This is a genomic window from Bacillus sp. RCC_6_1 (assembly GCF_041360755.1).
GTDB lineage: Bacteria > Bacillota > Bacilli > Bacillales > Bacillaceae_G > Bacillus_A > Bacillus_A cereus.
Genome location: NZ_JBFUPV010000004.1, coordinates 123,230 through 148,524 on the forward strand (window position 1 = coordinate 123,230; position 25,295 = coordinate 148,524).

Sequence of the window (25,295 nt, forward strand, 5' to 3'; positions counted from 1 at the left end):
TAAGTCTTGGATTCATTCTATTAACGTATAATAGGAGCAGTTGAGACAATACTTGCCTCAACCGATTTTTATATCTCTTTATAATTTTTTGCAGTAATGACTGTTTCAAACTCAAAGGTTTCGGGTAGATGATCTGCATAAGAATATTCAAAAGTTCGTCCATCCGTTAAATAAGCTACTTGTTCAACTCGCATTAGGAAATCCTGATTTGTTAAGTTCATAAACTGCTTTTCCCTATCATCTGGGCGAATTCCTTTAACCCTGACAACAGATGTCCCTACTTCAAGACCAAGTTTATTTTGAATATGTGAGTATATCGACTCCTCTAAAACAGAAGCCCCAACACCTGGGATAACCGAAATTGGCATCCATGTATGCTCCATAATCGTCGGAATGCTGTGAATGATGCGGAGGCGAATGATTTTATAGACGAAATCACCGATTGAAACTCCCAATTTCTCAGCAACTACTTCATCAGCCCCAACAATCGCAAACTCGATAATTTTACTTTCTACCTCACTGCCGTATACAGCTTTCGTACCCGTTAAAGTTTGAATCATTCGTGCCTTTTCCTGTTGACGCCAATCTTGCACCACTGTTCCACTTCCGCGCCGGCGGATGATGTAGCCATCTCTAACTAATAGATCCAGCGCTTTCTTAATAGTAAGGGCTGAAACACCAAATTCTTCAGCAAGGACGGGGCTACTCGGAATTTTTTCGTTGATTTTATATTCACCATCTAAAATTTGCTGTTTAATCTTTTGATAAATGCCGAGGTATTTTACTTGTGTTGATCCGCTTGCCATTTTCATACCTCCTTTATACTGCAAACTCTCTTCTATTCATTCAAATGTAAAGCCTCAAGTTTGTAAACTGAAGGTGATGGGGCAGCAAATCCATTTTCTAAGATTTCAATATTCGTTACCGCTTCTTCGTCTTTCACAAGTTTTGGTGCACCATTTATAATTGTTTCATACGCGGCATCATAGAAACGACCGTAATCACCAAGTGGCGTTTTAATTTGTTTTTCAATCCAGTCACCATTTGCATTACGATACTTAGCAACTCCATAGTACATCGGTGAATCTTCACCAAACCCTGCACTCTCAGGCATAATCCCCGCTTTCAAATCATTTTCCTGCTGATCTTCACCATATTTAATAAATGATCCATTTGTTCCATGGACGATAAAGCGTGGATAATCTTTTGCTACGACATGGTTCGTTTTCAGCTTAATCTTCAACTGATTTCCGTAATGTAAACCAACATCGAAATAGCTATCAACCGCACCTTCCATTTCATTATTACGAATATCGTATGTCACCGTATCTGGACGGCCGAATAGTGAAATCATACGGTCCATCGTATGAATACCTAAACTGTAAAATGAACCTTCTTCTTTTGGAGCTTCATGAGTGATTGAACCAGGACGGAAATAATCAATATGTGATTCAATCTCAATAATATCACCAAGGAATCCTTGTTCAATTACTTGCTTCACAGCTAAAAAATCACCATCAAAACGGCGGTTTTGATAAGGCATAACTACTACACCTTTTTCTCGTCCTAAAGCTAATAATTCTTTCGCATGTTCCACTGTATCGCAAAATGGTTTTTCAACGATAACTGATTTTCCAGCAAGTATAACTTTTTTCGCTAATTCGTAATGCGTATGTGCTGGCGTACAGACCGTCACCACTTGAATTTCCTTGTCATTCAACAATTCGTCCAAATCAGTAGTGAAGTAAACACCTTTTTCCTTATATGGAGCCGCTAATTTTTCATTTATTTGACGTACAAAAATCGTTTTTATTTTTATATTATTACGCGTGTTTACATAAGGTAAGTGATAGCGGTTAGCTGACTTTCCAAATCCAATAAAGCCCATTGTTAATGTCATATTTTTCAACTTCCTTGCTCATAAATTTTCGTTTCTATATTTATTATATAATTTAATTATTAAAAGTATATAGTTTTAACTTTATAATTATATATTAAATAAAAAATCCACGATAAAATTCGTTCTCACTATAAGTTATGGACCTATAAAGTGAAACTTTAATCAGTGGGGCGATTTATTCTCTACTGATTATTTACCCGTAAATACCGGGATGAAAAGGAGCGTAATGAACATGGCATATACTACTATATCTATGGAAATTTTCGGATCAACTGAACAAGTATGGCAATTAATCGGAGGTTTCAACTCCCTTCCAGACTGGTTACCTTATATACCTAGCAGTAAATTAACTGAAGGCGGTCGTGTACGTCATCCAGCTAATCCAGATGGTGAAACAATTATAGAACGCTTAGAAGTATTCAATGATAAGGAACGCTACTACACGTATTCAATCATGAATGCACCGTTCCCGGTCACTAATTATTTATCTACAATCCAAGTTAAAGAAGGTACTGAAAGTAACACATCGTTAGTAGAGTGGTCTGGTACGTTCACTCCTGTTGCGGTTAGTGATGAAGAGGCAATAAATCTGTTTCATGGTATATACAGCGATGGACTGAAAGCATTGCAGCAAGCATTTCTAGATTGATTCATGTAATTGATTGAGACGAAAAAGTTAATTAACAGTCAAACATTCGACTTTGTGGTTAAGTTCATTATGAAAGATAAACAAATACAAATTTCATGCCTGCTTGTTAATGACAAGAAATAAAAAATACTACCTCCAAATGGAAGGTAGTATTTTTTTATTAATCAGGAAAAACAATTAATCCCTCTTCTTTTTCCTCCTGTTTTAAATCTTCTTCTGGGAATGTTACAGTTGAATTTTTATCCCCTGTTTTTTTTGTTTCTTCACCTGGAAATACGAAAGTTGAATTTTCTTTTCCTTCATTTTTTTCTACGTTATCTGGAAATACCATAGAATCATTGGTAGTCAAATCACTATGAAAACCAAGGTTAGACAAAATCGCTTTTAAATCTGGTAAAACCCCTATTTTATCAGATGATGGATTATTAGACTTTGTGCCTGTATTAGGATTACTTAAAATTGCTCTCAATTCTTTTGGTGTATATGCCTTACCTAAATGTTCTTTAGCAATCCCTTGAATTGATACAGCAGCCCCAGCGATTATAGGCGAAGCGCTAGAAGTACCACGGAAATTAGAAGTATAACGATTCATTATACTCTGATCTGTAACTTTTTGTCCTTTACTATTTTGATTTTGATATGTATCTAATGTGTCAACATACTCTCCCCAACCATATACATCAATTCTACTACCATAGTTAGAGAAACCTAAACGTTTATGAGGAACTCTTGCAGTAGATGCTCCAACTATAATAGCTCCTGAATCTTTAAAGTCTGGACTATTTCGATTTAAAATCTGTTTACCATTACGGTCTTTAAATTCATCTAAATCAATCCCACCATTACCAGCTGCTTCTACAATAATAATGCCTTTATCTGTACCTTTGCGAATTGCGTTAAATATACTCGGGTATACTTCTACTGGTAAAGGGTCATCTCCATATCCATCATATTTAAAGGATTCCTCTATTAATAAAACATCTCCAGCCTGTAAAGAATCTACGGCACTTAAAATAGCATCTCTTACATCGATTCTCCCATTATCTCGGATCACTGAAATTACTTTTGCCTTTGCTTTTGGTGCAATCCCAATGTTCCCAATCCGATTGTCAGCTGCAGAAACAACACCTAGAACTGAAGTACCATGAGAAAGATCATTACTCATTTTTCCAGACATAAATTCAATATTTTGACCGACTAAATCTTCATGATTTAATAACCAGCCTTCTTCCAAATCTACAAAAGTTGCTCCTTGACCATCTCCTCCTTTAATTCCCCAAGCATAAGGAGCATTAATTCCTAAAGGTGCCTCTTCAAGATATCCCTGTCTCGAAAATCTAGGTTCATCATAAGGATTGACTGATAATACAGGCAATCTCGAGCTAGTTGTTGTATTTATACTCTTATTAGAACGAACTAGTATTTTACTAGAATTGTCATTAGCAGCATATACTGTATTTGTTACAAATGTCGTACCTACCCCAGCAAAAGTTGTAATTGCAAGTGATGATATCAACATACCTTTAAAATTTTTCATCTTTCCACCTCTAGTTTTCTATTAGAATTAACATATTTAATAATGTGTATGAACCGAAAAGCTTTTTATCTTATTATAAAAATTAATAGATTTTTATAACTTTTTGATTTACATAAAAACTCCTTTCATTCTTGTAATTCAATGTGTATATTTCAAAATAACAAACTCACTGTAACTATTATAGTTACACCTTTATTGATTTTCAACTACGAAATATAAATTTTTAAAAATAAATTTATATTACTTTAAAACAGAGCTAACCTTTTACGCATATAAAAAAACAAATTATCTGTGCAAATTACAGCGGTGAATAAGTTTATAGACTGCAAAAAAACAAGAAAAAGCAAAACACTAAGTGCTTTGCTACTTATAAAATTCCTTTTAACTTTTCACCAATTAACCTCGCTACATACTCATAGCCTTCTGGTCCAAAGTGTAATCCATCTTTTTCACCATTTTCTACAAATCTTTTATAATCCCGTTCTTGAATCATTTCAGCGAATACGTTTAGAAAATAACTTCCTGTTTCCCTCGCCACTTTCTCCACCACGTCTGCATACTGACCAAGCACTCTATTTGTTCTATTACGCTGTCTTTCTTCATCAACTGGTGCAGGACTAATCAGTAGTACTTTATCTGATGAAATATGGTTCACAATCTTCTCTAAGTTTTCTTTATATGCTTGTAATGACACTTGAGAAAAAGAAACCGCATCATTCGTACCAAGAAAAACTGTTACGAAATCTGGTTTATATGATATTACATCTTCTTCAATCCTATTTAACGCATCGAATGTATTATCCCCTGGAACACCTGCATTCACTACTTTCCACTTCGGAAACATCTCTTGCAAACGTGGTGTTAATCTCGGCATTCCATCAAAAAATGTTTCATCAGCTGTAATACTATCTCCAAAGCATACTAACGTTTTCATTAAGCTACTCTCCTTTTACGTATGAAACAACTTTCCTTCTATTGCTTTTATATATCTTTCAGCAGAACGTTCAACTGCCTCATCTGCATTTTCTTTTACTACTCGATGAAAAGCATTGTATAAACGATTAAACTGTAACGGCTTCACTCGGTTCACCATTTCTTCCACTTTTCTCGCTGGTAATGGAATTAAGTTTGGATAGCTATACATAAAACTTACCCACCGCTCATCCGCTACAACTTGAATAATATCACCTGTTAACAAAATCCCTTTTCCATCATTACCTTCTTCCCAATGCAATACAGAACCACCACTAAAATGTCCTCCAAGACGATGTACAGTAATCCCATCCGCTAATTGTAAAGACTCACCAGACCAATAAATAATACGACTACTTGGGCGCATCACCCATTCTTTATCATCTTCATGTATATAAATTGGTACATCAAATGTCTCTGCCCATTCTACTTGCGTTGAATAATAATGAGGATGAGACAATGCAATCGCATCTAATCCACCAAGCTCTTTTATTTTCGCAATTGTCGTTTCATCTAAATACGTAATGCAGTCCCATAGTAAACGATATGACTCTGTTTTCACTATAAATGCCGTTTGACCGATCGCAAATCCTGGTTTTGTCGTAATACTATAAAGTCCATTTTCCTCTTCGATTATTTCATTTTTATATGTATCATCTGTTTGCAAATTTTCTAAAGTCGTCCAAGACTGCCCTTTCGGATTCACATATTGCCTCTCTTCATCACAAATATGACAACTCACCGGTTCCTCTACACTCGCTGCATACTGCACACCGCACGTTGTACAAACGTAATTTTTCATCATAATTCCCCCTATCCCTATATTTTTATTAAACTGATTTTTGTTGATAATAATCTACTTTTTTATTTTCAATTAATAAACTTATAAAAGTAAGTAAATAAACAACTGTAACTGACAATGGAATTACAGTAAATCCTTTTTGGCTTCTGCAACATTCATCTCACTATCTCCCCCAAAATATTTGTACTATAAAGTCACCTCAACCTCGTCCATCCAATAACGCCAAGCTGCTAAATAATCTTCTAAATCTTTCGGGTGGTGCCGTAAACATGTATCTATACGCAAATATAATCCTATGACTATTTCTTCATATAAATCACGGTCTTTTTTATAAAATACACATTGTTTCTTTTGTTAAATCTTCCGGGGTTGAACAGAACGCATAAATCAAATCATATATAGGATCTCCTAACACTGGTAAAGGATCAATTACACCGTGCAGTTTATTCCCTTGAAATATAAAATTATGAAATCCAAGATCACCATGCAATAAAAATGGCTGATTTATTCCAGTCCCCCTACTTGGACTATTTGCTAACTTAAAAACCGTTCTATACTCTTCCTCACTTATGTAACGTCTTACATTTTCATGAGCTTCCATCACATTTGTCGTTAAAAATTCATTCCAAGATTGAACTGGGCTTTCTTTCCATCCCCAGCCATCAACCTCTGTAGCTACTTCATACTTATTGATAACTTCCTTTACAAGTTTACTAAGAACACTCCGTTTATGGCCTAGTTTGCAAGAAGTTGTGCCCTCAAGGAATGAGTAAACAATATAGCGATTTAAAGGTTCCTTATATAAAAGCTTTGGAAATAATTCGTCCTTTTTATAAAACTGAAGAAAATAAGCTTCTTCACGTATGACATCCGATTCATTCAACTTTATAACGTATTGTTCATCTAACAAATATATAGTACTTGTCGTTCCCCCGTTTAATGCTTTTACGCTATTTGGATAATGTGAAATAACTTTTTCCTTAACTAGTTGTGCAGTGATTATTGAAATGTCCATTCTCTCACCCTTCAACTCCGAATATTTCCTTAATTCAAAAGACAACTTTACTATTATTTGACAAACATAAGGGAATTCCTCCTAAAAATCTTAATATAACAAAAGATAATTTTATTTCATTTCAACTGCTTCCTTCAATATTCCATCATAAAGTTCATTCCATTTATGGTAATGCGATGTGATTTCTTCACTCCAAATGATCTTCATTTAATCTAGTAATTTCTATTGAATTATCTCTTTCTTTTAACTTAAGAACCAAACTTTCTACACCAAACACTTCTGTAAACGTATGACTGCCTACAATTAAATTAATTCCTTTAAATTTCGCATGTTGCACTGTATATAATGTTTTTTCACCTGTTATGTACGTGTCACATCCTTTTTCTAATGCACGTTCAATCAAATTTGTATTGTTTCCTGCACCGGTTAAGATCGCAATCCGTTTTACTGGTTTATCGTGATTTCTCCAGCTCTTCACTTTCTCTTCCATTTTTTCTTCAAGTTTTCCAACTAAGTTTGAAAAAGGAATCGCTTCTTTATATTCTCCTATTCCCGGTAGTTCTTCTTCCTCATAGGTTGAATATTCCAGTATTGTATCTATCCCAATTTCGTTAAATAACGATGTACACGTGCCAAACTTTACAAAATCTAACGGCAAATGAATCCAAAAATGATTCATTTCATATTGCTTCAATTTCTCAATACAAGCCTCTTCCATACCAAATAAAAAACTCCACGGCGCATGATGTGTAACTATCATATCGACTCCATTTCGATACGCTTCTTCAATAGTTTCTAACGTTAAATTTGTTGTGTAACCGATTTTGTGAAATTCATCTTTACTTATATAAGTAAAACCATATTCATCATCGCCATATTTATGAAGATGCTCTCCAAATAGTGATGTTATATGTTCATTAAACTGCTTTATATTCATTTTTATTTCTCCTTTCATTTACTTTTATATTTCATAAATAAGGAAATACTAAATTACAACGTTACATACATATAGGAGGACAATATGAAACCTGAATTTTTAAAAGCTGTACATGATGCAATCGGAAATGTCGAACACATTCATATAGAGGAAAGCGGTGCTGACAGCTTACTTATTCATCATGATGATGCACAGCAGTTACAACAAGTTGCTAAGGCGTTAGAAAATAATAATTTCCGCTCCGCTTTAAGAACAACTGGAAATGCTTCGTACATTGAAGTATTGAACAGATAATGAAAGTCCGGATGTATTCCGGGCTTTCTTTTTATCCCGCTATTCACCGGGCAGTAAGACCCCCACTGATTAAAGTTTCACTTTATATTGAAACTTCAAACTCTTTCACATACACCGCTGTTCCAGCAATATCTATTTGTAACTTCTCGTTTTCTATCCCTTTCGTTACATAAACAGTTACACGACCATCTTTATTTATTTCCTGTCCTTGCTCAACGATTAAACTCAATTCATGTTCAAAACCTTTCTCTAAATACTCCGCATAATACGCTCCCATTACACCTGAAGCTGTTCCTGTCACTGGATCTTCAATCGTCCCAGCGTAAGCTGATGAAAAATGACGGCCGTGCATTTGTGCTAGTTCATCATAAGTTTCTAGACAAATTGGGTGAATAGAAGCATTAGGTATTTCTTTTAATACTGATGGAAATGCAGCATTATTAGGTTTCATTCTCTCACATGCATTAAGATTTTTAATCGGTACAATTACAGTCCAATTACCAGTACTTCCATATACAATCGGTAAACTTACATCTAAATCATTTACTTCTAAACCGATACTATGAGCTAATTCTTCTGTTGAACCTGTAAATTCTTTAAACTGAGGTGCTGCCTGTCTCATTTTAATAAAGGTTTCTCCATTTTCATTTACACCTATTTGTATCGGTAAAATCCCAGCCTTCGTTTCAATCGTAAGGTTACTTTTCTCTTCTAATAAACCTTTTTCGCGCAAGGCAAATATCGTCCCTATTGTCCCATGACCACATAAATCCATTTCAAAACCAGGTGTAAAATAGCGCATTCTTATATCTCCTACTTCTGAGGAAAGAACAAAAGTTGTTTCGTTATATCCAACTTTTTCAACAATAATTTGCATTTCCTCTTCCGTTAATCCATCTGCTTCTAATACAATACCTGCTGGATTTCCCTTATTTGGTTTATTCGTAAATGCGTCGTAATGAAATACATTTATAGTCTTCATTTTCTTTTCCCCTCATTTGTCCATTTCTTTATTTTTATAATCAATAAGAAAATCGATCTAACCAACTTTCATAATCAGCTTTTTGAAATGGACGGATAATGAGTCTATCCGTCTCTACTTCTAATAACGATAGCTTCATTTAATTTCATCCCTCGAAATATTAATTGAATTTTCTTTATTATCTTACACAAAATACAAAATCTAGTAAATCATTATGTTTTTGATACATAAAAACCCAGTCATGCTTTATACATAACTGGGTTCTCCATCGTTTCATAATTTTCTATTTCACAAGAACTGCATCTCGTAATTCCCTCTTCAACACTTTTCCTAAAGCGTTTTTCGGTAACTCATCTATGAATACTACTTCTGGTATTTTATAGCTTGCTAATTTCTCTTTACAATACTGAAGAATACTTTCTTCTGTTAATGTTGTTTCGCCATCCTTCACAATGTAAGCTCTTGGAACCTCTCCCCAAAAGTCATCTGGAACTCCAACTACTGCAACTTCTAAAACACCATGTATTTCATGAATAACATCTTCTACTTGATCTGGATATACGTTGTCACCACCGCGTATAATAACGTCTTTATATCTTCCCATAATATGCAGGAATCCATCATCATCTATCATGCCAGCATCACCCATGTTAAACCAGTTATCTTTTACTACCTTCTTTGTCGCCTTTTCATTATTCCAATATCCTTTAAACATGTATGGACTTTTCACATGAATCTCTCCAACTTCATTTGTTGTTAGTTCATGTCCTGTTTCCGGATGAACAATTTTCACCTCTACATTTTTCAAGGTCTTTCCTACAGAAGACATCTTTTCTTTTCCCATCATTGGATGCCATGAGGTTACAACCCAACCTTCTGTACTACCATAGCCTTGCACCATATATATGCCTTTTTCCATATATTTTTGAATGAGTGTTTCTGGCACTTTTGTACCACCGCTTTGTGCTACTTTAAAGGTTGAAATGTTACGTTCTTTTTTATTTAGTTCATCAAGCATGTAACTATAAACGGCTGGGAAAGCAAGCATCGTAGTAATTTTCTCTTCTTCAATCTTATCCCAAATAAGAGCAGGATTCGAATCAGCTAAGAAGATCATCGTAACGCCATGATAAATACAATTTAAAATAGAAAGCACGCCACTCATATGAAACAATGGATGCACAGATAAAAAGCGTTCACCTGCTGGGATTTCTCTTTGTCCCGCAATTTCAGCAAAATAATGATGTAAGTTTTTATGTCCAATTACACATGCTTTTGCCTGTCCAGTCGTTCCTGATGTAAACAAGTAAATGGCATCGTCTTCTTCATGAACTTCTACGTTCGGTTCTGTCGTTGGCTGTTTTTGCAACTCTAATTCAAATGAACCAAAGCCTTCTTTTGTTGTTTGAATTACATAAGGAATTTCTTTAACAGCATCAACCTTTAATAACACTTCATTAAATTCTTCATCAATAACTAACACTTTTAATTTCGCTTCTTTTACAATCGTTTCTAATTCATAAACAGTCAGCTGATGATTTAGCGGAATAAATACCGCTCCAATTTTTAAACTTGCCATCATAACGCTTGGAAATGGGTGATTATTTTTGCATAGTATTCCTATACGATCTCCTCTTTGCACACCATTATATAACAAATAATGTGCAAACTGATTTACTCGTTCATTATATTGCTGAAACGAATATCTTTTCTTCCCCCCTACAAGCGCTTCCAAATTTGGTGATTGCATTGCTCTCTTTTGTAATAATTGTCGCATCGTTCTCAAGTAAAACTCCCCTTTATATATGTTAGGTTTTTTATTTTACCAGATTAACTATTAATTTACTAAAGATTACACTTAGTGAATATAAAAAGAATATAAAATATCCATTTACTTTACAAGTAAATGGATATTTCCCATTATATATTAGAATACTTCTTGTTCATCACATATTGCACATACTCAGGTGCACTTTTATCAATCTCTTCATCACTTAGTTTATATTCTGCACCATATAAATAAAAGGAAGGTATAAATTCCATACCTGTGTATAAGCATGTAGCTTGGAATGGTTTCGTCAACTCATCCATTGTAATTCCACTATTTTCATAGTCTTTTTCTAATCCACCTATAGAAATAGCTACACCAAATTCTTTCCCCTTCACTTTATCTCCTTTAGATCCGTACGCAAATCCATATGTTAATACATCATCGAACCATTTTTTTAATAATGGTGGTGAGCTGTACCAGTAAAGCGGAAATTGAAATATATATCTGTCATGTTCTACTAATAACTTTTGCTCTTCTTCAATATTAAACTCCCAATTCGGTGCCACTTTATACAATTCATGCACCGTAATTTCATCCGAATATTTCTCAAGTTCTTCAATCCATCTTTTATTAATTTTTGATTTTTCAATATCAGGATGTGCTACAATTACAAGTGTTTTCATCTTTTTTCATCCCCTTTATAAATTATTCAACCCTTTACGTATTAGTATGAATGAGTCACATATAATTGAAAAGTACGTACTTTAAAGTGCTATAGGAACCTTAAAGTACCTGTGGAGGTGTTATATGAATCAAAATGATAATTGCCCAATTGCAACAACACTCGATGTAATCGGTGGAAAATGGAAAGTTCATATTTTATGTATTTTGTCGGATGGAAAAATGCGAACAAATGAAATTAAACGAGAAATCCCAAACATTACACAAAAGGTTCTTACACAACAACTTCGGCAACTTGAAGCTGATGGGATTATCTATCGTACCGTATATCAAGAAGTTCCACCAAAGGTTGAGTACACACTAAGTGAATATGGAAAATCTTTAATGCAAATAATGGATAATCTGTTTGAATGGGGAAAAGATCATCAGATTAAAAGATTACATGACTAAAAAAGCACTATATACTTTGTTTAATCCTCTACGTTCATATTTTTTTATTTCTATAAAGTTTATTTTCATCATTTTTTAGCTAACTTGTTTTCTTAGATTGATGGACGTGACCCCACATCCATCAATCTAAAAAGATACAATTAGAAAAATGAGATTTCTATAAAGTTTCGCATATAAACACTACTTCCGCCTCATTAAACGCTCGCTCTACTTTTTCTAATCTCAATTGTACGTAAGCTATAAAGAAGCACCCCTAAACCGAGAATTTTTTCATTATTAGACACATTAGAACCTAAGGTAATAGTAGGTACATTTAAACCCATAAACCTTTCACTCCATTCTATAGGCATATATCCCTGCTTACCAATTGCTAATGTACGTCCGTCTATTGTACGGAGAGTACTTTGAATAAAATCAAACTCAACTTCTACATCTGACAATTTTGTGGCTTTATCTGTCATCAAAGTACCTCGTATCATAGTAAATCCTTGTATCATTTTTTCTTTAAACATACCAATTTGGTTATAATTCGAGTCATAAATTACCCAATCATATCCGTCCACTTCAGTATGAAAATAAGCTAGAATTTCCCCGCTACTCGTTTCTAATCCGTAAACATCTTTATTATGTAAAAAAGGTATTACTGAAAAAAGAATATTTGATGAAACCATCTTTGTTCCTGCTATATACTTACCATCAGGATGATATAAACCAAATTGCTTGTTTCGTTTTGGTAATTCTAATACAACTAAAGTATCAACATCCCAAAATGTTGCATTACTTTTTATCATATTCTTTTGTATCAACTTTCCTTTTCTTAACTGCCAAAATCCAATTCCCAAAAAGATAGAAGCAGCGATAACAAAAAATATAAACTGCCCCCAATTAATATGTCCCCAATCTTCATATACAGCGCATAAAGCAAGAATAAAAATACCCGTCCCAATTAACAGTTTCATCTTTCCTTTTCGCTTATAGTAATCAAATAATTCCATTTCTATATCCCCCTTATTTCTGTTCCCCAACTATTAATATATCAAAAACATAGAATGCCCTCTATTCAAAAATATAAGTTCTTCCACTGTCCAGTTCATTGGAAACAAAGTGATAGTCGACCTTTTGAGCTCAAACCCCTGAGAAAGAATAAAAGCGAAATCAATATTTTTGTATTTTAGAGATAATACCCTTTCACCATCAAGCTAATAAAAAGATACTCCTTAAAAATAAAAAACGCTATTCTCTCTGTAAAATCATAGAAAAGAATAGCGCTTTTTATTTTGAAATAGAAATCATCATTTAAACTAAACATGCTAATATTGATTTTGTGCGATTGTCAGTTACCTCATAATAAATTTCTAATCCTTTCCGAGTACCTGTAACCATTTTAGCAGCTTTTAGTTTAGATAAATGTTGACTAATTGTACTTTGAGGCATTTGTAAATCCCCATACATTGTTGTTACATTAGTAGGACCTTTTGCAAGCATTATTTTTACTAAAGATAGACGAACTGGATGCGCCAATACCTTTAACACCTCAGCGATTTCTTGAAACATTTCTTTTTTTTCTTTCATCTTATTTCTCCCCTTTTATATACATATTTATGTTATCCATATATATAATTCGGAGGTATATGCGTTTTTGTGTCCGTCATTTTAAAAAAATATAAAAAAACTTTAATCCGAAACTAAAGGATTAGCTTAACATAATGTCTCACCATTAATGATGAATAGGAATCTCATTATAGAAGCAGCAGTTTTTATACTACAACTCTACATTCAACTAACTAAAACCAATGAAAAAAAGAGCAGATAGTCTGCTCTTTTATGATGCCTCCTTATGTTCCGTGGAATGTTTAACACTCCCCAGTCTCTTTAGTTTATTCCACCCTACCGCTACTCCTCGAAGCGATGAGAATATAGATTTAATGACAACATAAGTCATAAATTGGCGATAAATAAAACGTTGTAAAATTAACCATGCCAATGGTTTTGGATTCTCTTCCTCTAATTTAAATGCGAACAGAGAAGCGAGAAGATCCATTAAAAAGAAAACAAGATAAAATCCTAAAACTTTTAGCGGATTACTACTAAATAGTCCTATAATCATTAATATATCTGCAAAAGGAGCAATGAATTGCAGCACATATTGGAATAACCACATATTAGGCAGTGCAATAAATCCTAATGTTTTATGCTTTGGATTACATAACGCTTTTCGATGTTTCCAAAGACATTGAAGTGTACCATATGACCAACGATACCGCTGTTTAATGAGACTTTTCACATCTTCAGGTGATTCCGTAAAAGCATGCGCTTTTTCTTCATATACAATTCTATGCCCTTGACGTAAAAATGTAATAGTAAGATCCGTATCTTCTGCTAACGTATCTTCGCTTAAATATCCAGATTCAACTACATTCTTTTTGCGCCACGCCCCAATAGCTCCTGGAACTACTGTAATACAATTTAACTCATCAAAAGCTCTACGTTCTAAATTAAACCCTGTAATGTACTCAACATGTTGCCAAGTAGTTAACAAATTCCGTCTATTCCCCACTTTGACATTACCTGAAACTGCAGCTACATTCTGATTTTCAAAGTGTCTAACCATTAGAGAAATGGCGTCTTGCGCAATAATAGTATCCGCATCTAAAGTGACAATGATTTCTCCTCGCGATTGTTGAAACCCTAGGTTCATTGCCGATGATTTCCCGCCGTTTTCTTTCTGAATGAAACGAACTTTAGGGTGTTTATAAAATGTTTCTTTCATTACTTTTGACGTACCATCTGTCGATCCGTCATCCACAACAATAACTTCAAATTCTCTATAATTACTATCCAAAATTGAGTGAATTGTCTTGGCTATCACCTTTTCTTCATTATATGCTGCTATGACAACACTAACAAAAGGTTGATAGGACGAATTAATATAGCGAGATAACGTTTTTCTTTTCTGCTTCCATGCAAAATAAATTAAGAATAAAAATCGAAAAATCCCTAATCCAATAGCAATATAAAAAATAGTTGTTAATATATGCTTAAAGTATCCTGCCCCTGAAAAGACAGCTTTATTGTAAAGCAAATATTGCTTCCCCTCAGAAGAAACAGGAGGCATGATTTCATCTCGTTCTTTATTCATTAAATCTGAAATTGTTACAAAACTATATCCATGCTTTTTTAGGTCTTTAATAATAATTGGGAGCGCCTCTACTGTATGTGTACGGTTCCCTCCCGCATCATGGAGAAGAATAATATTTCCCTCTCCCTTATAAATGGGATTAAGAGCACGCTTTACTAATTCATTTGTTGATGGTATTGCCCAGTCTTCGGGATCAACTTTTTCCGCTACCATTGTATAGTTCATATTTTGTGCACGTAAAATAGGCAATATTTCATTTGATGAATCCGGGTTAGCATCCGCTTCATATGGCGGTCTAAATAAAACCGTAGAATGTCCAGTTACTTCCTGAATTAAACGTTGCGTCGTATTAAGTTCTACTTTCGTTCGTAGTAAAGACGTATCTGCTATGTTAGGATGCTTGAAAGTATGATTGCCAATTTCATGCCCTTCATCGTATATTCTTTTTACAATACTAGTATTTAGTTGCGCGTTTTCACCAAGTACAAAAAAAGCAGCTTTTATTTGATTCTCTTTTAATATATCTAATATTTCTGGCGTATATTTCGGGTCTGGTCCATCATCAAATGTTAATACTACTTGTTTCCCATTTGGTTTTCCATATCGTTGCACTTCATATGCAGATGGTAAGGATTGATATACTTCATCTGTAATATAATCATCTTTGCCTACTTTAAAATCTCTCAATCCATTTTTTCTTTCATTCTCAATCTGTAAAATTTCACCTTGTCCAGAATAATTCACTTCATCTAAACTACTGATTTTATGTAATACATTAGGATTTTTTTGTACCTCAATAGGATTTTTTAAAACTTTCCATATTGTAGGATCTTCTGCTCCTAATCTCCATAGCGCAAACCCCTTTGCATGATTGTCCATTGCGATTTTCACTTGATTATAAAGAGTAACACCGTCTAAGAACCAAGCAGTATGTTCTTTCTCTCCTGTTTTATATCTAAAATACGGATTTCCACTCACCTTATCCCATTGAATTTTTATATTTGAATCATGAGCCATTGCCATAACTTCTGAGAAAGTCATAGACTTTGCAGCTTCTTTACTATTTACTTCCCAATCATATCCATAGTTACCGAAAGCAACTATAAGTTTATTAGACGGAATATTCAGTTCTTTTAATGTATGTTGGAACCATTTATTTGAAGCAATTGGTCCTGGTTCCCCCGCTCCATAGTGCTCATCGTACATCATTACAATCATTCGATCTATTATTTTTGCTAACGCACTATAATCAAAAGCCTTATCATTAGCTGGAACATCTTGTGTAACGAGCAAATCATGTTCATGAAATTCCTTAGTAAGTTCTTTCATAAAATTTGTTAAGTTTTCTCTATCACTTTCAGGTACGGCCTCAAAGTCAATATTAATACCTGAAAACTGATTTTTTTTAACTTGGATTACTAAATCATTAATAAACTTTGTCTTTACATCGTTTGAGGAACTCAGTAACTTATGAATTAGCCCACTATCAGGACCAGAAGCTTCCTCAGTATAGTTAGTAAGCAAAGGCATAATCTTCACTTGATTTTTTTCTGCCAACTTTACTATCTCAGGTTTTATCTCACTTCTAATCGTTAAATCTGCTTTTAAATGATACCACTCTGGTACTAACGTAGTTAATGAATCGATATTTTCTTTTAAAGAAGCGGTACTATTTTCATCCCAGTTTACATAAAAACCATACACTTCTTTAGGATGTTTACTATCCTTCGGCGGATTCACCAAATTTTTATTATCCTTTGTTTCGGTATTTGGGTTAAATGCTTCCTTCTTTAACTGCTGATCACTAAGTTTTTGATTAATTGGTACAAGTTTAGTATCTTGTTGTACAGCGGTATTCATATTTGGAATTTCTGGTGTTGAAAAAATACTTTGAAAGAAAAAATAAAATACAACACTTACACTAACTATTGAGATACATAGAAACCAAATAAAGGCTATGTTTCTCCTTCCTTTCGGATCATAAAAAACAGGTTTTTCTTTATCTTTCTCTTGTTGAATGTTTTTCTCCATTATATTTTTCACATACTCCTTCTTAATAGAACTATAGAATATTAAAGTGCAACTTTAATCAGTGGGGGTTTTGTTCATCCCCCACTAATCATCAGCCCTCACCAATCGGCCTGCCCAGCAAATAGCGGAATAAATCCTTTTAGCTTTGAAGTGAATCTCTCACTTCCATATTCTATTGATTCTTCTTTTCATTCCCTTGCTGGTGGCCTCTATTTTCTTGTTGAGACCCCCTACCATTGTTCCCTTGCTCGTTTCCGTCATTTTCTTTCTGGGATCCTCTTCCATTGTTCCCTTGCCCATTTCCATTATTCCCTTGTTGAGATCCTCTTCCATTGTTCCCTTGCTGATTCCCATTATTTCCTTGTTGAGGATCTCTTCCGTTGTTCCCTTGCCCATTTCCATTATTCCCTTGTTGAGACCCTCTTCCGTTGTTCCCTTGCTCATTTCCATTATTTCCTTGTTGAGATCCTCTTCCATTGTTCCCTTGCTCGTTTCCGTTATTTCCCTGTTGAGATCCTCTTCCGTTGTTCCCTTGCCCATTTCCATTATTTCCTTGTTGAGATCCTCTTCCGTTGTTCCCTTTCCCATTTCCATTATTCCCTTGTTGAGATCCTCTTCCGTTGTTCCCTTGCTGATTCCCATTATTTCCTTGTTGAGCTTCTCTACTGTTATTCTCCTGTTGATTCCCTCTATTTTCTTGCTGAGATCCTCTTCCATTGTTTTCTTTTATTTGCTTCGATGGCTGTTCCTCTGTTTTCTTTTGTTCTTTCTGCTCTTGCTTTTCATATTTTTTTTCTTTTACAGGAGACAAATCGAGTGTTGCATCAGGAGATGACTCCGGGTGTGATTGCACCTCTTCTTCGTTTTCCACCGGATTAGACGGGGTGACAGGAGGCGTAAGTGATTTGTTCTTCTCATTCTCTTGCTTTATATAAACACCTGTGCCAATTCCAGCTTTTCTAGCATTCTCTCGTATTTGCATTGTGCTACTTTGATATTCAACTGTAATATGTTTTAGCTCATATTCTTTCTTTAATTCTTTCATTGCCTTTTCCAAAAGTGGTTCTAGTGCCTTGTCCTTTGCAACAGCTGTTAGCATAACTTGCTTATCATTCGTTAAATACTTATCCTCTTGACTTTGCTTTATAATAGTACGTATTACTTCTTGTAATTGTTTATTTTCCCATTGCTTCAATTCTTTTAAAATACGCCTTCCATCATCATTACAAGCCTGCAAATCTATAACACGAAAATCCTTTGTTACGCTCACCTCTAAACTTGGATTTATATCAACTGAGACGTAAGCAAATACTTTTTCTTCTGGTTGGTTGTAGAAAAACAGCACTGCAAATAGAAAACAAGCAACAAGTATTGATGCAGGCTTTAAAAAGGAAGGAATCGAAAAATGCGATGCTTTTTGTTCTTGCTCATCAAACGAGATTTCCTCCCCGATTATGCAAGAATCCCCTTTTCTTTTACACGTAATAAACTCTCCATTTGGTGTTAAAACAACTACGCTATGCTTTTTTATATCCATCACAATTCCTTTATTCATCATGCTTTTCCCCTCTTATGTAATCCAGAATATATGTATAGTTGTTTGCAAAAATAATACACATTGCAATAATGTATTTTCTATGTCGTTCCAACGTTTTACGACTTACCCTAACACGCGGTTCAATCTGTTTAAGCGGTAACTTTTTCTTTCGGAACAGCTCTTCCATCATTTCCTCTTCTTTTATAATTATTTTCACAATTTCTATTAAGTGCTCACGTGTATCACGATGCTTAGGAGATTCTTTAGCAAGCTCTGAGAATGTGATTTTAAACTCAGCTAGCACACTTTGAAAATGAAGAATTTCCTCCTTACGGTTACTATTTTCCATCTCTTTCATATACTCCGTAAGCGACACTTGCATTTCTAACATTTCCTCTTGCTCATCTTCTTTTAAAAAGACAAAGTTATGTTTAGACTCCTTACGTATATAGTCAATTACATCTCTTTTTATAAGAAGATCAGCAAACGCTAAAAAGGATTTTCCTTTTGTATAGGAATACTGTTCAATTGCTTCGTTAAAAGCAAACAATCCAATGCTATATTCATCATCCTGTTCTGTAATATATCGACGGCAGACAGATGAGATTGATTTTCTAATAAAAGGCTGATACTGTACGATAAACGCTTCTTTGTCTTCTTCGTTGTTTTGTATGTTACATACGATATCTTCTATTTTCGGTTTTCTTAAGATCTTCATTACTAAACTCAACACTTGTAATCTCCCAGCCTCCTTCAAATAGCAAAATGGCCACTACACAAGTGACCATTTAACCAGATTTTCTTGGTACTTTTCTTCGGTCTTGTTTTCTTGCTGTTAGTTATATTTTTCGAGTCTAACTTTTCCCAACGTTTTCTTAATAATTTTCCTTTTCTCTCGGCACTAAAGTTAAGTTTGTATTTTTATCTACTTTCTTATTTTCTACCGTTCGTTTTGCTTATTCTCTTTCTATTTTATCTGCAATCCTTGAATAACTCTTCTCTATATAATTGGTAATTTCATCCTTCCATTTTGGATGCCACTTAATCTAGTAATTTTATTAATACTTCTATATTCTTTCATAGTCATTTTTCTTCTATTTATTTTTTTCACTATACATATTCGGAGGAGTACAAAGTTTTATGGGGGTCAAAAAATATTTTCATAAAAAAATACATATTTATTTCAAAAATAAAAACCATCAATTTGAAAAAGGGTAATCAAATTGATGGTTTTCTTATAATATCTATTAAATTAAGTTGGATTCTCATTATATCTAAAAAAGCACTAACTATTTTCTACCGGTTTTCTCCATTTTTATCTTTCTTGGTTATCATAATATGTCTTATCTGCGTATTTTCTATCATTTCCTTTTAGATAAGCTAAAATTACTTTTGGATTTTTAAGTAAAGTCCAGTCTCCATATGTATCAAATCTTCTGCATGAAGTTATCATTCCATTTTTAATAGTACCGAATTTCTTATTATTTTTCTTTCCCCATTCTTTTAACCGTTTAGCGAAATCTGCATCTTCTGCCATAAGCATGTTTTCATTAAATCCGTTAATTGCCATAAAGTCTTTTCTATAGCACCAAAAAATCCCTACAGATATAGCTCCGTACTTAAAAAGTAGGGGGATGATTATTAACATTGCGGAGAGAAATATTCCTAAAGATATTCTTTCAAACTTTCCATTTACCCCACCACCAATGTATTTACCTGAAGCTAAATATTTATCTACATTAGACAACATAGACTCTGTCATTATGGTATCAGCGTCTATAGTGACGATTATTTCTCCATTAGCTATTTTAGCCCCTGCATTTCGAATTTTAGATAAGTTTTTATCGTTATTTTTCAATGTAACACAATTATAAGATTTTGCTATTTCCTCTGTTTTATCTGTGCAACGATTTAAAACAACTATAACTTCCGTTTGCTCTTTATATGCCTCTGATGCCTTTGCAATTGAATCTAAACATTTTCTAATGTACTTTTCTTCATTGTGTGCAGGAATTATAATAGAAAACTTCACATCTTTTTTCAAATTGACTCCTGAAGATTCGTTTATCTCAGTCATAATATGCCCCCCTTATTTTATAAGGTAAATATCTGTTATACATAACTTATATTAATATTTATTAGGTTATATTATAGAAACTGAAGGTAAAGAGGCTCTTACTGTCGACGTTCAAAAGCAAGACGTACAGCAAGCCCCGTTAAAACACTTGCCATAAGCCAACGCTGCCGTTGGGCGTGTGCATTTCGCAATTTTACTTGCTGTACATACAATTACAAGGTTAACTATAAAGCTAACAATGATTTGCGTAAGGCCCAAAACTGCACCTTGAAAAAGTAATGACCCCTTCTCTGGATCTTCAAATTGAGGTAGAAGTGATACATACAAAATAGCAATCTTTGGAGTCAAAAGTAACCTATCCGTAGAGCTACTAAAACTACTACAAATAAAGCAAAGCAACATGTAATATTTCGAATCCACTTTTGTATATCACCAAAATACCTTTCTATAAATATAGCGTTGATAGTAAGCATAAGAAATAAAACAAAGAAAGGCAGCGAGGTATAGATCCATTTTTATCTTCATGGCTGGAACTGTACTCCTTACCAAACTTCTAAATGAAATGTATAGCTCAGTAGTTACCTTATTTTTCAAAAAGACATTCTGATTATTTCTTTTTCACTTCTTCTACAAATTCCCATGTTTCTCCGTTATCTTTTGATTGATAAAGTGCACTACTATCGCCATTGTAGTCTCCATCTGCCCCTTGTCCAACTAACATATTAAAAACCCCATCTTTCTCATATGGCATACTAGGAGAATCAAAAGGACTTATTGTGGACTGTGTATGATCTAATTTCACTTCATGCGGCGGATATTCTACCTTTTTGAAAGATACTCCCCCATCATCTGTGCGATATAACTCTCCTTCATTACCAGAAGGCCTAATTGCTCCTAAAAACCCAAGTTTATCATTTATAAAAATGATTCCTGATACACTACCAATCCCCCCATTAAATGGGTCTGGATTGATAACCTCCCATGTTTTCCCTTCATCACTAGTCTTGCTTAATGAATAAAAGGCGCTCCCTAATGCTTTATCTGTCATATTTAGTTTATAACCAACTTCTTTCGATAGGAAAAACTGTTCTTTTTCATTCTTTAAATCTTGTTGTTCCTTCTCTTTAAGCATATCTTCTTTTGGAGGCGTCTTTGATTTACTCCAACTTGCGTCACTTATTAAATTATATCTAGCAGGGACTAGCTCTTTCTCTTTTCCAGGGACAAATATAGATACAGTATATCCAATGATATCAGAAGCTGCTTCTTTAACACTCTGCCTCTTACCATCCTCAGTAATATTAATAATTCCCTCTGTATTGGATCCCCAATTTCTTTTTCCATAATAAATCAACCCATACTTACTTTCATTCCATTTTTTGACCGTTTGCTTAACTGGGATCGCCTTAACCGTTTTAATTAAAGGTTCTACTAATTTATCATCATTATAATCAGGCTTTGCATATCCATCTCGTATTATAGTAATATCTTCTGATTTCTTCTTATTATAAGAGATTAAATAAGTTTCTTCTTTCCCATCAACATTTTTCCCATAAACAAATGTATCAAACGCTGTGATTGTTCCATCTGAATGAAATGTAAGATCAAAATCAGTTGCCATATACAATTTCTTTGGCAAAGGATATTTTTTATTTATATCTTCAAAAATACCTTCTACTCCAGATTTATATATATTATTATGTTTAAGTTTAACTGACCTTTCATGTTTTAACTTTTCTATAAACCATGCCAATTTGCCATTGTAATTTATTGCACTTTTATAAATCTGCATCCCATAAAATGATGTAATTGCAACAATAATGATAATAGAAATGGATCTCCATGCTATTGAATTTGTTAATTTTTTAGATTCATATTCTCTATTTTTTATCACCCGCATTGTAGTAAATGTAGTTATGGATATAAAAAGTACTATACATAATAACAAAATGTAAATATTATAATTCATTCTTCCGTACTTACAGTATAAGGCCAACTCATAGCAAAAGATCCCGTATACAATTATTAGTATTGGATTTGTTACTAATGACAGAAGTATCCTTTTTGTATTTTCTCTAAATATAGAAACCACTCCTAATTATATGAATTACTGATATTAAGTATACTTTATTGTAAAGTAACAAAAAAGCTATTTAATCTTGCCGCAAAAAATACAATAGACATATGAATATTATATTCATGTTAAAAAGGCCAACAATCCAAGATTGTTAGCCTCTACTTCCCATATTCGTATCTTTTATCACTTTACTTCCTTACAACTGGAATCCACATTTCACCAAACACTAAGCCGTTTCTTTTCCCCATCTCAACCGTCGTATTTGGTCCACCAACATAAGCAAACTCATTTGCATCTGGTAAAGCTTGACCGAAGGCGATGCCAGTCAACTTATTACTTAACTCTTCAGCTGTTTTGTCTTCCCCTTTTACTACTAAGTATTCTCCCCTCGGAAACTGAATCACTCTAGATTCTTCTTCTATTTGTGCTTCTGTCATGACACCCGCATAATACATCATTTTGTTATTCACCGCTTCGCTCACAGAAAAAATGTATTCATTTGTCGCTAAAGCTTTTAAAGTGTCCAGCCTTCCATCTTCTTTAACAGCCGACCAAAAGTCTTCCTTTTCTTTATTTATTCCAGCAAAGTCTGTGTACTCACTCTTAATTTCAGTTCCAATACCTAACACAATAAAGCTATCTTTTTCTTCTATAGTATAATTTTTCATATACAAAACCTGCCTCTTTTTTTATTAATCAAACGATTTATCTTTTCATCTGATACGTTTATAATATCTTTAAACCATGTCAAAAAATGATACTGTTTAGGAGACCAAAATGAAAAAAGTTGAACGGATCAATACAATTATGCGATATATTAACAACCGCTCTCACTTTACAATTTCTGAAATCATACGAGAATTTAACATATCACGATCGACAGCTATTAGAGACATTAGAGAAATTGAAGCTATGGGAATGCCACTTGTCGCTGAAGTTGGGAGAACGGGTGGATATTTTGTTATGCATAATTCTATCCTGCCCGTTGTTCGCTTTACTGATAATGAAGTGAAAGCTCTTTTTATTGCCTTTATGGCTACGAGGAATCAACAACTTCCCTACCTAAAGAGTCGTCAATCTTTAGCCGAAAAACTACTAGGACTCATCTCAGAAACCCAGCAGGATGACCTTGTTCTTTTAAATCAACTCTTGCTGTTCCAAGGAACTAATCCTCATAATCCCGATCTACTTGAGCTTTCTGATCTCCCCCATCCTATGTTAGAAAAACTCATTCAAATCCTTCTTTTGGATAACCATTTATTGATTACCATTAAAAAAGATGAAGAAATTAAGTCTTATCCAATTTATCTATTACACCTTTATCAAGAAAAAAGCCATTGGATTATTGAAGGATTTGACTTAAAAGAAGAAAAGAAGTTAATGTTTCCTGTCGATGATCTCATCAATATCGAACCATACACGACGAATAAAAGGCTCAATAAGAAAAAGATTTTAGAAAAACTAAGTAAGAAGGCTGAAGCAATTAACCTTGTACTTGAACTTGGTCCGACAGCAATTGCCCAGTTCAAAAAATACCATCCTTTAAAAATTTCAATATCTTATACTAATCCTTACCAATCCACAGCCATTTTAAAAACTTTTATCAATGTTAACAATCCCGATGAAGTGACGGAAATAATAAATTGGCTGCTTTTTCTAGGGAAGGATATTACAATTAGGGAAATGCCTGAAGAAATATTAAAAGATTTACAAGAGCGATTATGTTTATATTCCCCATAAGTAGTGATCAGTTAAACCTCAAAATATTGAGTTTAAGCGATCACTACTTAACGAGGCTTCTATGAATAATACAACAAAAAAGGTAGGAACTAACTTTTAGTTCCTACCTTTTATATTAGAGTTTTCTATAAACACATTAAATTGCTTGTTTAAGATTTGAATGTGGATTTGGTCCATACTTATTCTCACCTTCATCACTTTCAATGATACAAAACACAAGTAGAACCGCTCCTCCAAATGGCACAAAATTTAATAGCTGCCACCATCCTGTTTTTCCACTATCATGTAATCGACGAGCTTCCACTGCCAGAGTAGGAACGATAAAAATTGTTATATATAGCAAGGTAATATTGGCTCTTAAGTAAAAGGCCGACGAAGAATAAGAGGCCAAATATATTAATGACCAAAACGTAACCTTATTAAATAAAGTAAAAATCCAGTACTCTTTTCTCGTAGCTCTCCCACTAAATTTCGCATAGTTTTTGAGAGTATATAAATACCATTTCATTTGAACCTCTCCCTTTTTCATCCCCTAAACGATTAATTTATACATTATATACCTTATAAGTATAAATATAACACATCACTACGATAACCTCTATATTTACACGGAATATTCTGTTTATTAACAAGTCATTTTAGTTAAGTGTTAACATACCATACAGGCATGTGTATTCAATTTGTTATTCTCCTATTTACTTTAA

Annotated in this window: 22 protein-coding genes and 5 pseudogenes; 4 read left to right on the plus strand and 23 right to left on the minus strand. The window is 33.8% G+C overall.

What is annotated here, in order from left to right; genetic code table 11:
- Window positions 1-68: 68 nt before the first annotated feature.
- Window positions 69-806 (minus strand): GntR family transcriptional regulator, encoded by a 738-nt coding sequence (locus AB6801_RS14970; protein WP_086403312.1) that lies wholly within the window; start codon window positions 804-806, stop codon window positions 69-71.
- A gap of 32 nt (window positions 807-838) precedes the next feature.
- Window positions 839-1,900, minus strand: coding sequence for an oxidoreductase (locus AB6801_RS14975; protein WP_097999234.1), 1,062 nt, complete (start codon window positions 1,898-1,900; stop codon window positions 839-841).
- Between the two features lie 232 nt (window positions 1,901-2,132).
- Here AB6801_RS14975 and AB6801_RS14980 point away from each other — a divergent pair, with 232 nt between their 5' ends.
- Window positions 2,133-2,549: an SRPBCC family protein gene (locus AB6801_RS14980; protein ID WP_097999233.1), complete on the plus strand. Its 417-nt coding sequence runs from the start codon at window positions 2,133-2,135 to the stop codon at window positions 2,547-2,549.
- 160 nt (window positions 2,550-2,709) lie between these two features.
- Here the strand turns inward: AB6801_RS14980 and AB6801_RS14985 are convergent, their stop codons facing one another.
- The 6 genes and pseudogenes from AB6801_RS14985 to AB6801_RS15005 all read right to left on the minus strand — a co-directional run bounded on the left by AB6801_RS14985 (window position 2,710) and on the right by AB6801_RS15005 (window position 7,812).
- Window positions 2,710-4,086: a S8 family peptidase gene (locus AB6801_RS14985; RefSeq protein ID WP_000787692.1), complete on the minus strand. Its 1,377-nt coding sequence runs from the start codon at window positions 4,084-4,086 to the stop codon at window positions 2,710-2,712.
- A gap of 367 nt (window positions 4,087-4,453) precedes the next feature.
- The gene (locus tag AB6801_RS14990) at window positions 4,454-5,020 is read right to left on the minus strand and encodes an SGNH/GDSL hydrolase family protein (protein ID WP_000855202.1); all 567 of its coding nucleotides are present in this window, start codon (window positions 5,018-5,020) and stop codon (window positions 4,454-4,456) included.
- A 15-nt stretch (window positions 5,021-5,035) separates the two neighbouring features.
- Window positions 5,036-5,863 carry an MBL fold metallo-hydrolase gene (locus tag AB6801_RS14995; RefSeq protein ID WP_001986571.1) on the minus strand — a complete coding sequence of 276 codons (828 nt, stop codon included), beginning with the start codon at window positions 5,861-5,863 and terminating at the stop codon, window positions 5,036-5,038.
- 25 nt (window positions 5,864-5,888) lie between these two features.
- Window positions 5,889-6,005 (minus strand): annotated as a pseudogene (locus AB6801_RS31260) (DUF7010 family protein); the annotation flags it as partial.
- 41 nt (window positions 6,006-6,046) lie between these two features.
- A pseudogene (locus AB6801_RS15000) lies at window positions 6,047-6,875 on the minus strand (phosphotransferase).
- A 187-nt stretch (window positions 6,876-7,062) separates the two neighbouring features.
- Window positions 7,063-7,812 carry a Nif3-like dinuclear metal center hexameric protein gene (locus tag AB6801_RS15005; RefSeq protein WP_016118346.1) on the minus strand — a complete coding sequence of 250 codons (750 nt, stop codon included), beginning with the start codon at window positions 7,810-7,812 and terminating at the stop codon, window positions 7,063-7,065.
- Between the two features lie 84 nt (window positions 7,813-7,896).
- On the opposite strand from AB6801_RS15005, the gene AB6801_RS15010 reads away from it, so the two are divergent.
- Window positions 7,897-8,106: a hypothetical protein gene (locus AB6801_RS15010; protein ID WP_000801651.1), complete on the plus strand. Its 210-nt coding sequence runs from the start codon at window positions 7,897-7,899 to the stop codon at window positions 8,104-8,106.
- 82 nt (window positions 8,107-8,188) lie between these two features.
- Here the strand turns inward: AB6801_RS15010 and AB6801_RS15015 are convergent, their stop codons facing one another.
- The 4 genes and pseudogenes from AB6801_RS15015 to AB6801_RS15030 form a co-directional block, all read right to left on the minus strand.
- On the minus strand, window positions 8,189-9,088 hold the full coding sequence (locus AB6801_RS15015; RefSeq protein WP_097999232.1) for a PhzF family phenazine biosynthesis isomerase: 900 nt from the start codon (window positions 9,086-9,088) through the stop codon (window positions 8,189-8,191).
- 46 nt (window positions 9,089-9,134) lie between these two features.
- A pseudogene (locus AB6801_RS15020) lies at window positions 9,135-9,227 on the minus strand (GNAT family N-acetyltransferase); the annotation flags it as partial.
- Window positions 9,228-9,371: 144 nt separating this feature from the next.
- A complete protein-coding gene (locus AB6801_RS15025) occupies window positions 9,372-10,865 on the minus strand; it encodes a class I adenylate-forming enzyme family protein (RefSeq protein WP_097999276.1) in 1,494 nt (497 codons plus the stop codon).
- A 143-nt stretch (window positions 10,866-11,008) separates the two neighbouring features.
- Window positions 11,009-11,542, minus strand: a complete 534-nt coding sequence (locus AB6801_RS15030) for an NAD(P)H-dependent oxidoreductase (protein WP_000855231.1) — start codon at window positions 11,540-11,542, stop codon at window positions 11,009-11,011.
- 124 nt (window positions 11,543-11,666) lie between these two features.
- On the opposite strand from AB6801_RS15030, the gene AB6801_RS15035 reads away from it, so the two are divergent.
- Window positions 11,667-11,990: a winged helix-turn-helix transcriptional regulator gene (locus AB6801_RS15035; RefSeq protein WP_001072981.1), complete on the plus strand. Its 324-nt coding sequence runs from the start codon at window positions 11,667-11,669 to the stop codon at window positions 11,988-11,990.
- Between the two features lie 194 nt (window positions 11,991-12,184).
- Here AB6801_RS15035 and AB6801_RS15040 read toward each other — a convergent pair whose 3' ends face one another.
- From AB6801_RS15040 to AB6801_RS15085, 10 genes and pseudogenes are all read right to left on the minus strand, one after another.
- Window positions 12,185-12,985, minus strand: a complete 801-nt coding sequence (locus tag AB6801_RS15040; RefSeq protein ID WP_000418473.1) for a hypothetical protein — start codon at window positions 12,983-12,985, stop codon at window positions 12,185-12,187.
- Window positions 12,986-13,286: 301 nt separating this feature from the next.
- Window positions 13,287-13,562 carry an ArsR/SmtB family transcription factor gene (locus tag AB6801_RS15045; protein WP_000660066.1) on the minus strand — a complete coding sequence of 92 codons (276 nt, stop codon included), beginning with the start codon at window positions 13,560-13,562 and terminating at the stop codon, window positions 13,287-13,289.
- Window positions 13,563-13,812: 250 nt separating this feature from the next.
- Window positions 13,813-17,160, minus strand: coding sequence for a trifunctional glycoside hydrolase family 18/polysaccharide deacetylase/glycosyltransferase family 2 protein (locus AB6801_RS15050; RefSeq protein ID WP_097998356.1), 3,348 nt, complete (start codon window positions 17,158-17,160; stop codon window positions 13,813-13,815).
- Window positions 17,161-17,332: 172 nt separating this feature from the next.
- On the minus strand, window positions 17,333-18,718 hold the full coding sequence (locus tag AB6801_RS15055) for an anti-sigma factor domain-containing protein (RefSeq protein ID WP_097999231.1): 1,386 nt from the start codon (window positions 18,716-18,718) through the stop codon (window positions 17,333-17,335).
- Entirely contained in the window at window positions 18,708-19,430 is a 723-nt protein-coding gene (gene sigI / locus AB6801_RS15060) for an RNA polymerase sigma factor SigI (RefSeq protein WP_002101143.1), read from the minus strand. Before sigI ends, AB6801_RS15055 begins: the two co-directional genes overlap by 11 nt.
- 582 nt (window positions 19,431-20,012) lie before the next feature.
- Window positions 20,013-20,774: a glycosyltransferase family 2 protein gene (locus tag AB6801_RS15065; RefSeq protein ID WP_098330455.1), complete on the minus strand. Its 762-nt coding sequence runs from the start codon at window positions 20,772-20,774 to the stop codon at window positions 20,013-20,015.
- A gap of 98 nt (window positions 20,775-20,872) precedes the next feature.
- Window positions 20,873-21,125: pseudogene (locus tag AB6801_RS15070) on the minus strand (LysE family translocator); the annotation flags it as partial.
- A pseudogene (locus tag AB6801_RS15075) lies at window positions 21,119-21,274 on the minus strand (DUF3963 domain-containing protein); the annotation flags it as partial. The pseudogenes AB6801_RS15075 and AB6801_RS15070, both read right to left, overlap by 7 nt.
- A 107-nt stretch (window positions 21,275-21,381) precedes the next feature.
- Window positions 21,382-22,866 (minus strand): WD40/YVTN/BNR-like repeat-containing protein, encoded by a 1,485-nt coding sequence (locus AB6801_RS15080; protein WP_023901655.1) that lies wholly within the window; start codon window positions 22,864-22,866, stop codon window positions 21,382-21,384.
- Between the two features lie 173 nt (window positions 22,867-23,039).
- Window positions 23,040-23,519: a GyrI-like domain-containing protein gene (locus AB6801_RS15085; RefSeq protein WP_000801038.1), complete on the minus strand. Its 480-nt coding sequence runs from the start codon at window positions 23,517-23,519 to the stop codon at window positions 23,040-23,042.
- Window positions 23,520-23,628: 109 nt separating this feature from the next.
- On the opposite strand from AB6801_RS15085, the gene AB6801_RS15090 reads away from it, so the two are divergent.
- Window positions 23,629-24,591, plus strand: coding sequence for a helix-turn-helix transcriptional regulator (locus AB6801_RS15090; protein WP_016111509.1), 963 nt, complete (start codon window positions 23,629-23,631; stop codon window positions 24,589-24,591).
- Window positions 24,592-24,727: 136 nt separating this feature from the next.
- Here AB6801_RS15090 and AB6801_RS15095 read toward each other — a convergent pair whose 3' ends face one another.
- Window positions 24,728-25,099, minus strand: a complete 372-nt coding sequence (locus AB6801_RS15095; RefSeq protein WP_070756828.1) for a DUF805 domain-containing protein — start codon at window positions 25,097-25,099, stop codon at window positions 24,728-24,730.
- Between the last annotated feature and the right edge of the window lie 196 nt (window positions 25,100-25,295).